We start from the raw sequence: 13,894 nt of genomic DNA on the forward strand, positions 1-13,894 counted from the left end.
GCGGTGTGCCCGTAACTCTCTCCTGTGACTACGATGCAGACCCGGCTGGCGGGCGCGGTCATGGACCAGCTCAGTACCACCTGGTACAGACCCTCCTGATCCACCTTGCCGCAGCGCTGGATGCCCCTTGCCGGCTACCCAGAAGTGATCATGGCGGTTGTCTTGTCCACTTTGGCTGATCCGTCCTCACGGTTTGTAATTTCGCTTGTGTGCTCCGTGACGAATCCATAGAGTTCCGTGCACATCACGGATTGACGCGGGGGAGTGGACGTGGCGGGCTCGCTGGCTGCGGTTGTACGGTCCTGCCTGGCTCTGGCCACGGCGGCTGCCCTGATCGGCGTAACGGGAGAGCCGATCCGCTACGAGGCGGCCAGCCCGGATGGTGTCGCCGGGGGAGTCCGCGAACAGTCCGACGAGGCCCGCTCCCTGCGTGCAGCCCGTGAGTCCGGTGCCCCGGTGCAGGTCGAGAGCCTGACCTCAGAGACCACGCAGGTGTGGGCGCTGCCCGACGGCAGTTTCCGGGCCGAAATCGCTACCGGAGTGCAGCGGTTCCGGCGGGGTGCCGATTGGATACCGGTCGACCTCAGGCTGAGACCGAGTGCCGACGGCACGGTGCAGCCGGCGGGCCATCCGAACGGCCTTCGGATCGCCGGGGCGCGGGGTGCCGGTGAGCACGAGCTGGCCGCGATTGGTGCGGATGACAACCGTGTCGCGATGCTCTGGTCGGGCGCGCTGCCGACTCCGACGCTGGACGGCAACCGTGCCACCTACGTGGACGCGCTGCCCGGTGTCGACCTCGTCGTCGAGGCGACCCGGCTCGGCTTCGAGCAGTTCCTGCTGGTCAAGACGCGGGCCGCGATCGAGCGGATCACGCAGGTCCGGTTTCCGCTGATCGGTTCCGGAGTCGCGGCATCCCGCCGCGAGCCGGACGGTGCCATCACGCTGACCGACCGGACGGGTACCGCCACCGCACGGATTCCGGCCCCGTTGATGTGGGACGCGAAGACGGACCGTACGGGTGCTCCTGCGTCGCGTCGGTCGGTCCGGACCGACGTCATCGACCGGGGTGGCCGGGTCGAACTGACCCTGACTCCGGACCCGGCCTGGCTGCACAGCCGGTCGACGGCGTTCCCGGTCACCATCGACCCGACGGTGAACCCACTCGGCACGACCTTTGACACCTACGTGCGCGAGACGGTGAACACCGACCAGAACCAGGAGCCGGACCTCCAGATCGGCCTGTTGGCCACCACCCCACCGACACTGGCCCGCTCGTTTATTACCTGGGACACGACGGTGCTGGCCGGCAAGCAGATCACCGCTGCCACGGTCTCGTTGTGGAATTTCTGGTCACACACCTGCACACCCACCTCGTGGGAGATCTGGTCGACCGACCCGTCCACCTACAGCACCCGGTTCACCAGTCAGCCCACCTGGCACCAGCAGGAAGCGATCTCCCTGGCAACACACGGGTCGACCAACTGTGCCGACGCCTGGGCGACGGTCGACGGGAAGAGCTTCTTCCAGCGGGCCGCTACCGCCGGCAGCACCCGGGCCGGGATGGGCATCCGGGCCACCGACGAGACGGTGCCGGCCGGCTTCAAACAGTTCCGGTCTCGGGAAGGTGACGTCGCTGCGGAGGACCCGAAGGCGTCGGTGACGTACAACTCGTGGCCGACGGTCACGGCTCGGACGACGGTGCCGGCGTCAGCCTGCGTGACCGGGGCGGGCCGGCCGCTTGTCAACACACTTACCCCGCAATTGCGGGCCACCGTCTCCGACGGTGACGGTACGACGATGTCGGTCACCTTCGAGTGGTGGGCGATGAACGCCAGCACCCCGATCGGCACAACCACCTTCACCGGGGTCGCCTCCGGGGCGACGGCGGCGGTGACCGTGCCGGCCGGTGCGTTCGTCGAGGGTGGTACGTACCGGTGGCGGGTGAAGGCGGCGGACGGCGTGGCCGGCAGCGACGTCTGGTCGTCGTTCTGCGAAATGACGGTTTACGTCACCGCGCCGCCGGCCGGCGGCTGCGCCGGTGGCGCTGAGAGCGATTTCAACGGTGACGGGGTGGTCGACATCGCCATCGCCGACCCGGAGGCCACAGTGAACGGCTTCGCAAAGGCCGGGCAGATCCACGTCAGTTACGGCGGCAGCAGTACCGTGCAGACCCTGCACGAGAGCAACTCGGGGGTCTCCGGCGGGGCGGAGGCCGGGGACGGCTTCGGCACCTCGATCTCCAGCTACGACGCCAATAACGACGGCTGCACCGACCTGGCTGTCGGGGTGCCGTACGAGGACCTGAACAACCTCGCCGACGTGGGTGTGGTGTACGTGCTGCTGGGCTCGCCGGCCGGGCTGACCATGGGGCCCGCGTCGCTGACCTTTCACCAGGACGTCGGCAGCACCCCGGACGCCCTGGAGGCGGAGGACTGGTTCGGCTACTCAGTCGCCGGCGGCCGGACCGCCTCGGGTGAGCCGTACCTGCTGATCGGCGCACCGGGGGAGGATCTCGGCACGGCGGTCGACGCCGGGCTGGTCCACTATCTGCGCGGCGCGGTCAACGTGGTACTCGACCAGGCGGTGACCGGCTCCACCGACAGCAACGAGACCGATGACCGGTTCGGCTACTCGGTCACCGGATCGGCGTACCACATAGCGGCGGGCCGGCCGGGCGAGACGACGCCGAACGGCGCGCAGTTCGCCGGAGCGATCACGGTCTACTCGCACGAACTGGTCTCCGGTCGTCCGAAGTGGATCGCGGACAAGACTGGCGGGCCGGGCTCCCCCAACTCGAACTTCGGCAAGTCGGTGTCGATGGTCGGCTACCGGCCCACCGGCGCGCCGGCCGGACAGCCTGACTCGTTCCTGGTGGTCGGCGGCCCGGGGGACCGGGTGGGCGCGAAGACCGATGTCGGCAAGGCGCACCGGTTCCACGTCACCGCGACCGGGGCCTCCGGGGTCAACGCTGTCGGCCAGGGCTTTGAAGGGCTGCCCGGGGTTGCCGAGGAGGGCGACTACTTCGGCGAGCGGGTGCTGGTAGTGAACACCGCACCCGGCGACGTGGCCACCCCACAGACGCTGATGGTCGCGGTCGCGGCGCCGGGTCAGGATCTGGCCGGCTCCGTGGACGCGGGCGTCGTGCAGGTCTTCGGCGCCGCCGCCAACCCGGTCACCAGCTCGGTGCTGCTTGCGCGGGACAACGGCAGCCTGCCGGGTAGTCCGCTCGCGCGGGAACTCCTCGGCCTGGGCCTCGGCGCGACCCGGCAGCATCTCTACCTGGGCAGCCCGTACGGCGACGGCGCGGTGTACGCGCTGGCCTGGTCGGATCTGGCCGCCGGCAGTACGACACCGGTCAAGGTGTGGCGGCCCGGCGAGGGTGGTCTACCCGCCGACGAGGTCGCTCTCGGCGCGGCGATCGGGTGATGGAACGCATGGACATGCACAGCGTGGCGGGGGAGGACGGCAGGGTGGCTGGTCGGACGCGACGGCGGAGTCGCCTTGTTCTCCTCGGCCTGCTGGCAGGCCTGGCCGGTCTGCTCTCTCCGGCGGTGCTCGCGCCGGAGCCGGACGCGGCGCCGCAGGCTGCGCCGGTGGCGGTCGAGGAGGAGTTGGTCCGGGACAGTGAGGCCGAGGCGATCGTGGCGGCGGCGGCCCTCAACCAGCCGGTGGAGGTGCTCGCCTACCGCAGCGAGTACCGCGACGTCTTTGCCCAGCCGGATGGGAGCCTGGTGGCCAACGACCATGCCCAGCCGGTCCGGGTCATCCAGGGTGACACCTGGGTCCCGGCCGACGCGACGCTGGTACGGCAGCCCGACGGCAGCATCGCGCCGACCGCCGCGCTGATCGACGTGCGGTTCTCCGGCGGGGGTGCCGCGCCGTTGGCGGTGGTGACCCGGGAGAACAGGTCGATGGCCCTGCAGTGGCCGTATCCGCTGCCGGCTCCGACGCTCAACGGTGACCAGGCCGTCTACCCGGGAGTTTTCCCGGACGTCGACCTGGTGGTCAACGCGACGATCGAGGGCTTCGCGCACGTCATCGTCCTGAAGACCCCGGAAGCGGCGAACCTGCCCGAGTTGCAGAATCTGGAACTCGGGGTCTCGGCAGTGGGCTTCACCGTGCAGGAGACGGAGGAGGGCGGAATCGCGGCGCTCGACCCGGCGACCGGAAACCCGGTCTTCGAGGCGAACGCCCCGATCATGTGGGACAGCGGCGAGCCGGAGACCGTCGGAGCGGCCCGGACCGGCGACCCGTCCGACTACGAGTCGACCTGGGGCCCGCCGGAGGGTGCCACTGTGGCGCCGGTCGACCTGACCCTCGCTGACGGCGTGCTCACGCTGACTCCGGACGCGGCAATGCTGGCCGACCCGGCCACGAACTGGCCCGTCTACCTCGACCCGGTCTGGCAGGCGACCACCAACAGCTCGTGGGCGATGGTGGACAGCGGTTACCCGAGCGAGGAGTACTGGAAGTTCGACGGCAAGCGGCACGAGCGGATCGGGCTCTGCCCGAACTCCTGCAACAACTCCAAAGTGAAGCGACTGCTCTACACCCTGGCCACCCCGTACTCTGGCAAAACGATCCTCAGTGCGGAGTTCCGGGTGACCATGCAGCACGCCTGGAACTCCACCGCCCGTGCGGCGTCGATCTATCTGATGCCGAGAGGGATCAGCTCCTCGACGAACTGGGGCAACCAGCCGGGCGGAGCGAACTGGGACTCCGGCGCCAACCTGCTGGACACCAGGTCACCGACCGGCACCCAGTCGACGTGTACGTCCACCAACCAGAACGCCGGCTGGAACGTCAAGGAGGCGGTAGATCTCGCCGCCGCGCGCGGCACAGCATCGATCACCCTCGGCTTGAAGGCCACCAACGAGACCAACTCGCAACACAGCAAGCGGTTCTGCGACAACGCGGTGCTCTCGGTCCGGTACAACCGGGCCCCGTCGATGCCGAACCTGGCTGATCTGAAGCAGTCCCCGGGCGGCGACTGCCTCTCTGGGGCCAGCCGCCCGTACGTCGACACCCCGCCGAAGCTTACTGCGGTGCTGCGCGATCCGGACCACTCCTCCGCGCATGCGGAGCAGGTCAAGGGCGAGTTCCGGGTGACCTGGACCCCGCCGGGCGGCACCGCGCAGACCCGTTCCTACGTCACTGGTCTGAAGTCCAGTGGCTCCAGGTTCGAATACGTGGTTCCGGCCGACATTCCGCAGGACGTGGTGATCTCCTGGGACGTCCGAGCGAGCGACAACACCACCTGGGGTGGGTGGAGTTCGACGGGTCGCAGCCGCTGCGAGTTCATCTTCGACAAGACCAGCCCCAGCGCGCCGGACGTCGACTCACCGCAGTTCCTGCCGCTCGACGCGGCCGACAACGGAACGCCCGACGCGCACCTGTGCCTGTCCGACGACGAGTGGCGCGGCTCGATCGGCGTTCACAGCAGCTTCACCTTCGACTCGGCCGCCACGGACGTGGTCGCGTACGAGTACGGGTTCAACACCAACCCCCTTCCTGACAACAGGGTGGTGCCGTCCGTGGCAGGCGGACCGGTGACGGTGCAGTGGCTGCCGGACCGGGAAGGACCGCGGTTCGTCACCGTCAAGGCCTTCGACCGGGGTGGTCGGTCCAGCAGCATCGCCACCTGCACCTTCCGAGTCGGCAAACGTCCGCCGACGGCGCAGTGGGCGCTGACCGAGGTGGCGGGGGCGCGCGACGCGGGTGACGCGTACGGCGGCTTCAACGCCTCGGTCGGCACCGGGGTGACGTTCGGCGTGCCGGGTCCCGGCGGGCCCGCCGACACGGCGGCCCGGCTCAACGGCACCGCGAACGGCTACCTCGCCACCGAGGAGAACGTGCTGACCGACACCGCGAACAGTTTCGCGGTGACCGCCTGGGTGAAGGTGACCGACGTCAACCGGCGGCAGGTGGCGGTCAGCCAGGACGGCTCCGGCGAACCGGGCTTCAGCCTCGGCGTCGAGGGCGGCGCATGGGTCTTCCGGATGCCGGTCAACGACGTCGTCTCGTTGGGCGAGTGGAAGGTCTCCGTTCCCGGGGCAACCACTGGGTGGACGTTCCTGGCCGCGAGCTACGACGGCGTACAGCGGGTGATGTCGCTCCAGGTCGGCGACGCGGCGCCGGTGACCGCGCAGCGGCGCTCCCAGAGCAAGTCCCGGGGTGCCGTCCAGTTGGGCCGCCGGCTGACCAAGCACGGCTACACCGATCACTGGGGCGGCGACCTGGCGGACGTCTCCGTTTTCGACCGGCTGGTCCAAGCCGGTGAGGTTGACGGGCTGAAGAAGACGGCTCCGCGCCGGACGGCGTACTGGCAGCTCAACACCGTGGCCGGAACGACCAGCCCGGAGTACGACGGCGGTACCGGCCAGACCCTCGGCGCCGAGGCGTCCATCTTCCGCCATCCGGCGACGGCGCTGCTCGGCGGCGGCCACCTGTCGCTGAGCGGCGAGCCCGCCTCGTACGCCAGCACGACGGCCAACGCCGACACGGCAGGCAGCTTCACGATCGCCGCCCGCGTCCGGCTGGAGAGCAGTTGTTTCGGCACCCCGATGACCGTGCTGTCCCTCAAGGGGGCGCATAACACCGCCGTCAGCGTGCGGTGCACCGCCGAAGGCCGATGGCAACTGGCGGTACGCGACAATGACGTGGCGGACGCTGAACCGATCGTTCGGGACTCGGAGCAGGCGCCGAAGACGAACGGCCGAGGCGACCACGTCGCGGTGGTCTACAACGGCTACACCCGGGAGATGCTCTTCTACCTCAACGGTGAGGTGGTCGAGTCGATTGATCTGGTCTCGCCGTTCCATGCGGCCGGAGGCTTGCAGCTCGGCCGGGCCTTTGTCGACAACGCGCACGGCGAGCACCTGTCCGGCGCCATCGACGACGTCCGAATCTACAGCGGTGTCGCCGACCGGACCCTGGTCCAGCGGATAACCAACCCGCTCCGGGAACAACCGACCTACTGACGACCGGGACGACCGGCGGGTCCCTATCCGGGCCCGCCGGCCGTCCCAATGGCCGACCATGCCCCTGACTACCCGTCCTGGAGGAATCGATGTTCTCCCGAGTCTTGGTCGCGTCCGGCGCGTTCCAGCGCCGGGTGGTCAGGCCGCTCTGTTGGGTGATGGCCGGGGTGATGTGCGTCGCCCTGGCCGAGTTGGCCAGCTCACCGGCCTCGGCCGCACCGGCCGGCCAGGAGAGGCCGGAGGTCGTCGACCCGACCCGGAAGGTCCCGGAGCGTCCGGCGCTGGCTGTCAAGGACCGGAAGCCGAACGAGGCGTTCGAGGCGGCGGTCCAGGACTCCGTACCGGTCTCCTGGCCGGCGCCGGGCTCGGCGGAGATTCCCGTGACCACCGCACCTGCCGGCAGGGCCGCATCGGCCGCCGGTGTGAAAGCCGGTGGGCTCACCGTCTCGGTCGCCCCGCCGGCTGCCGGGGAGCGCGCCGCCGCTGGCGATGTCTCGACTCCGGGCCGGGTCCGGGTCGAGGTGCTGGACCGCGCGACGTCCCAGCGAGCCCGGGTCGACGGCCCGGTGTTCCGGCTGGGTCGCACGGATGGGCAACGGTCCGCCGCAAAGGTCGGGCTGACCGTGGGGTACGAAGGGATCGCCAACCTCTACGGCGGTGACTTCGGGGCGCGGCTGCGTCTGGCGCGGCTCCCCGAGTGTGCGCTGAGCACGCCGGACCGGGCGGAGTGCGCGGCAGAGCCGGTGCCGACCCGCAACAACGGCGAGGACCGCACCCTGGCCGCCGAGGCGACCACCCCGGCCGGCGGCAGTGGTCTCTACGCGATGGTCGCCGCCGACTCTTCCTCGCAGGGCTCGTACGCGGCCACCCAGCTCTCCCCGTCGGCCAAGTGGTCGGTCTCGGCGTCGAGCGGTGGGTTCACCTGGTCATACCCGCTGCGGATGCCGCCGGTTCCCGGTGAGGGCGGGCCCAACGTCGGTCTGGCGTACTCGTCGCAGGCGGTGGACGGGCGGACCGCGACCACCAACAACCAGGGTTCCTGGATCGGTGAGGGTTTCAGCTACGAGCCGGGTCACATCGAGCGGCGGTACAAGTCGTGCAAGGACGACGGCCACGACCAGTCCGCCGACCAGTGCTGGGCGTTCGACAACGCCACGATGCTGCTCAACGGGTCCTCCACCGAGCTGGTGAGGGACGGCAACACCTGGCGGCCGGCCAGTGACGACGGATCCAAGATCGAGAAGCTGGCCGGCGCGACGAACGGTGACAACGACGGCGAGTACTGGCGGATTACTACCGTCGACGGCATCGAGTACTACTTCGGCCTGAACCGACTGCCCGGCTGGTCCGCGAACAAGGAGGAGACCCTCTCCACCTGGACCGTGCCGGTCTACGGGGACGACACTGTGAACGGGGTCGACGAGCCGTGCAAGAAGTCCACCTTCGCGGAGTCGTACTGCGACCAGGCGTGGCGGTGGAACCTCGACTATGTCAAGGACCGCAACGGTCAGGTCGTCTCGTACTTCTACGGTCGGGAGAGTAACTACTACGCGCGTGGTGGGCGTACCGACGTCAACGGCGACGAGTACCACCGGGGCGGCTGGCTCAAGCGAATCGACTACGGCCAGCGGGACGGCGCGGTCTACAGCACCAACGCCCCGGCCCGGGTCCGGTTCGACACCGCGGAGCGGTGCCTCTCGGCTCCCGCCAACTGCGACCCGGAGGATCTGACCGACGCCACGGCCGCCCGTTGGCACGACGTGCCGTGGGACCGCAACTGTGCCAAGGACACCAAGTGCAAGCTGGACCAGGTCAGTCCGACGTTCTGGACCCGGAAGCGGCTCACCGCCGTCACCACTGAGATTCGGGGCGCCAGCGGGTGGACCCCGGTGGATCGGTGGAAGCTCGAGCATCTGTTCACCGACAATGGTGACGGCAGCCGGACCCTCTGGCTCTACAAGCTGACCCACACCGGTTTGGTCAACGGCAGCATCGACATGCCGTACATCGAATTCGCCGGTCTGCAGAAACCGAACCGCATCGACAAGACCGGGGACCAGGTCGCGCCGCTGGTTCGGTTCCGGCTGGCGACCGTCTACACCGACACGGGTGGCCAGCTCGACATCACCTACGCGGACGAGGACTGCACCGAGGGCAACCTGCCGACTCCGGGGAACAGCACCCGACGCTGCTATCCGGTGAAGTGGGATCCGACCGGTACCGAGAACGACATCACGGACTGGTTCCACAAGTACGTCGTCGCCGAGGTGATCGGCACCGACCGGACCGGTGGTGCCCCGGACATGGTGACCCGGTACAGGTACCACGGCGACGCGGCCTGGCGGCACAGCGAGCCGGACGGAATCACCAAGGCCAAGGACCTGACCTGGAGCGAGTGGCGCGGTTACGGCCGGGTCGAGGTGACCAGCGGCAGCGGCCAGACCATGACCACCAGGAACGAGTACTACTACCTGCGCGGCATGCACGGCGACAAGAACCCGACCGGCGGCACCCGCTCGATCACCGTCACCGACTCGACCGGAACCAGCCACGTCGACCACGACGAGTACTCCGGCTTCGAGTACGAGAGCAAGTCGTTCGACGGCGCGACCGAGATGACGAAGACGCTCAGCACGCCGTGGCGGCACAACACCGCGACCGAGTCGCACAGCGGGATGACCAAGCGGGCGTACTTCGTCAACACCACCGCCACCCGTAGCCTGACCGCACTCGGGTCCGGCCAATGGCGGGAGACGAGGAGTTCCTCGGTCTTCGAAACGACCTACGGCCGGATCGTTCGGAGCGAGAACGAGGGCGACGTCAGCAAGGACGGTGACGAGGACTGCACTCGGTCAACCTACGCGGACAACCCAACGGCCCACCTCTATTCCCTCATCGCCCGGACCGAAACGGTGTCGGTGCTGTGCTCGGCCACACCGGACCGCCGGACGCAGCTCCTCAACGACGTCCGGACCTGGTTCGACGGCAAGGCCTATGGGGTCCCGCCGACGACGGGCAATCCCACCCGGTCCGAACGGCTGGCCAGCCACGACGGCACCACCCCGACCTACGTGCGGGTCGCCGAAGGAACGTTCGACAGCTACGGTCGGCCGCTGACCGCGACCAACGCGCTCGGCGAGGTCACCCGCACCACCTATACCGAGACGCACGGCCTGACGACGAAGGTTGTCCAGGTCAATCCGCTGGAGCATGAGACCGTCACCGAATACCACCCGGCCTGGGGCACCCAGATCGGCGTGCAGGATCCAAACGGCTACAAGACGCTTTCGGAGTACGACCCACTCGGCCGGCTGGCGAAAGTGTGGCTGCCGAACACCAGTACCGTGCCGGGACTGGCGCCCAACTTCAAGTACACCTACCTGATCGAAACCGACAAAGCGGTCGCGGTCAAGTCGGAGGAGCGGCGCGTCGACGCCACCTACCGGGTCAGCTACCAGTTGTACGACGGATTCCTGCGGGCCAGGCAGTCCCAGACCGAGGGACCGGGCACGCTCCGCCTGGTCGCCGACACCTTCTACACCCCTACCGGGCAGGTCGACAAGACCTACGACCCATACCCGGCGGTCGGTGCGCCACGCGCAGAGATACTTCCAGTCAACAACGGCGACGTGGACGGACAGACGCTCTTCGTCTACGACGGCGCGGACCGGGTAAGGCACGAGATCTTCGCTGTCGCCGGGGTGGAGAAATGGCGCACGACGACGACCTATGGAGGTGACTGGGTTTCCGTCGACCCGCCGGAGGGCGGAACGCCGCGCACCACGTTCACCAACGCCCTCGGCAAGGTCGTGGAGATTCGGCAGTACAAGGGCAGCGGTCCGTCCGGGGACGCCGACAAGACCGAGTACACCTACACGTCGGCCGGCCACCTCGCGACGATGAAGGATCCGGCGGGCAACATCTGGCGGCACTCCTACGACCAGCGGGGCCGGAAGATCGAGACGGTCGACCCGGACGCGGGCACGTCGACGTATCGTTACGACGACCTCGACCGGCTGGTCAGCAGCACCAACGGCGCCGGCAAGACGATCAGCCACACCTTTGACGAGATCGGCCGCAAGACCGGCACCTACCACGGTGCGGCCGAGACCGGTGAGCTGCTCAGCCGGTGGCGATACGACGACCCGACGCTCGGGCAACTTTCCAGCACCACCCGGTTCGCCGACGATGCCGAGTACACCACCTACTACACGGACTATGACGAGTTCTACCGGCCGCACCAGACCTGGTATGAGGTGCCTGCGGCAGCCGGCGCGGAACTGGCCGGGCTCTACGGCTTCGGCACGGAATACAACTGGGACGGCACTGTCCAGTCGGTCGGCATGACCGACGGCGGCGGCCTACCGTTCGAGGTCGTCGTGAACGAGTACGACAGCATACGGCGGCTCATCGGCACCGAGGGTGTCGTGCCGTACCTGACCGCCGTCGACTACGCCTCGACCGGCGAGGTACTCCAGTCGCAGATCGCGCTCGGGTCCGGTCTGGTGTGGTCGACGTACGAGTACGAGCAGGGCTCGAAGCGGCTCAGCCGGCACCGGTTGGACCGTAGCACCGCCCCGGTCGTCGACATCGATGCCCGCTACGGCTACGACCCGGCGGGCAACGTCACGTCGATCGCGGACACGCCCAGCGGGATCCGCGACATCCAGTGCTTCAACTACGACTACCTGCGCCAACTCGTCCGGGCGTGGGCCACGGCGAGCACCGCGACCGATCCGTGCGCCGGGGGACCGGCGACCAGTGGGGTCGGTGGGGTCGCGCCGTACCACCACTCCTACACCTATGACGTGGTCGGTAACCGGACAACCGAGACCCAACATGCGGCGGGCGGCTCGTCTCTGGTCGAGCGCGACTATGAGTACCCGGAACCGGGCCAGCCGCAGCCGCACACGCTGACCCGGGTAACCGAGCGGACCTCGGCCGGAGATCGGCTGTACAACTACGAGTACGACGACGCGGGTAACACGACCCGGCGTACCGCCGTCGGCGAAGAACAGGACCTCGTCTGGAACCCGGAGGGGCGGGTCGAGTCAGTCACCGAGGTCGGCAGGACCACCAGCTTCATCTACGACGTAGACGGTGCTCGGATCCTGCGCAAGGAACCGGACGCCACAACGCTCTACCTACCGGGGATGGAGTTGCGGCTCGACCACGCGACCAGGGCGGTCGACGGCACCCGGTACTACCCGGTGCCGGGCGGCGGTGCGATCGTACGCAAGGTCGACGGGCTGTCATACCTGGCTGCGGACCAGCACGGCACGGGGCAGGCGGTCGTCGACGACGACGGGAACATCATCCACCGCAGGTCGACGCCGTTCGGCGGGCCACGTGGAGTACAGCCGCCGGCCGGAAGCTGGCCGACGGAGAAGGGCTTCGTCGGCGGCACCCAGGACTCCACCACGGGTCTTACGCACCTCGGTGCCCGGGAGTACGACCCGGCGATCGGCCGGTTTATCAGCGTGGATCCCGTGCAGGACCTGATGGATCCGCAGCAGTGGAACGGCTACAGCTATGCCAACAACGACCCGGTCACCCGTTCCGACCCGACAGGGTTGCTGCCCGACGACGTGTACGCCGGTCGGATCGGTTCGCTGGAGGCGGCGTCCTACTCGAACAGCCCGTACAAGAAGCACTACCGGAACGGTGCGAAGATCGCCGCGGAGCGGGATCGGAAGCGCCGGCAGCGGATCAACGAGCAGAAGCGGCGGCTTCGCGAGGCCACCTGGCGCCAGGACAGGGCTGAAACAAAGGTGCCCGTGCCGTTCGACGGACTGCGGATTCCGCCGGGGGCGCCTCCGGGTCTCGAAGAGGCATACCGGCAGGCTAAGGGCACGTTCTACCGGATGTATGGTGGCGACCATTGCAACTTCGAATGTTCATGGGATGCCACGAGCGTCCTGATGATTGCTTGTGGCGCAATGGACTGCGGCGATTATGAATGGCAGATTATCAAGCTGCATGGTATCGCAAACGCGGAAGAATTCGGCACAGGCTCCGGTCGAGGAATAGGCGGAAAGAGCGGGGGGCGCGGAAAAGGCGGCAAGAGTGGCGGCTCGTGCGAGAGCAACAGCTTCACCGGCGGCAGTCGAGTGCGTATGGCCGATGGGACCTCAAAGCCGATCGATGAGGTCAAGGTTGGCGATCAAGTCATCGCAACCGACCCGGAGACTGGGGAGACGGCGGTCAAGACAGTTGTGGCCACGATTGTCGGTCAGGGTGTGAAGAACCTGGTCGAAATCTCCGTTGATCTCGACGGTGCGGCTGGCGGGGCCACTGGCGCGGTGGTAGCGACCGCCGGGCATCCGTTCTGGCTGCCCGAGTTGAGGGCATGGCTGCCAGCGTCCGAACTGCAGGTTGGCCAGCTCGTCCAAACCGCAGCCGGAACCTGGGTTCAGGTCAACGCGATCAAGCGCTGGACCGAGACAGCGACCGTCTACAACCTCACCGTCTCCGACGTCCACACGTATTACGTGCTGGCGGGCGACGTCCCATTGCTCGTCCACAACTGCGGCACGATGACCGTGTACAAATACGAAGGTGATGGCGGCTTACCCCATTTCTCCGTTGCTATCTGTGACTGCCCGGGTATGCCACTCAATACCCATCAGACCCAATACTCTGGCGGTACCTTTATAGAACCGATCGGCCCGAACTCCTCGATGAAGCCGATTGATTCAGTGACGATCCGGATCCCGAATCCCGCCGGCGCGCGTGAATATCAAAGGAAGGTCAGAAACGAGGGCCGACAAGCCGAATATGACTGGGTTAGCAATAGCTGCGTGACACACTGCGTTAACGTTGCAAGAGCTGGAGGGTTAAGTGTGTCCGATTCGGCTGATCTTGCGGAGACGCTGGGTAAGACCCGGCTGTGGTTTGCGAAGTGAGGAATGTGT

At 67.9% G+C, this 13,894-nt stretch carries 3 protein-coding genes; all 3 read left to right on the forward strand.

From position 1 onward, the window contains the following. Positions 1 to 354: 354 nt before the first annotated feature. The 3 genes from CLT71_RS33990 (at position 355) to CLT71_RS34000 (ending at position 13,885) form a co-directional block, all read left to right on the forward strand. Positions 355 to 3,426 (forward strand): DNRLRE domain-containing protein, encoded by a 3,072-nt coding sequence (locus CLT71_RS33990; RefSeq protein WP_486483751.1) that lies wholly within the window; start codon positions 355 to 357, stop codon positions 3,424 to 3,426. Positions 3,427 to 3,518: 92 nt separating this feature from the next. Beyond that, entirely contained in the window at positions 3,519 to 6,980 is a 3,462-nt protein-coding gene (locus CLT71_RS33995) for a LamG-like jellyroll fold domain-containing protein (protein ID WP_486483752.1), read from the forward strand. Between the two features lie 89 nt (positions 6,981 to 7,069). Then, positions 7,070 to 13,885 (forward strand): polymorphic toxin-type HINT domain-containing protein, encoded by a 6,816-nt coding sequence (locus CLT71_RS34000; protein ID WP_101370706.1) that lies wholly within the window; start codon positions 7,070 to 7,072, stop codon positions 13,883 to 13,885. Positions 13,886 to 13,894: the final 9 nt, after the last annotated feature.

The organism is Plantactinospora sp. CNZ320 (assembly GCF_002846275.1).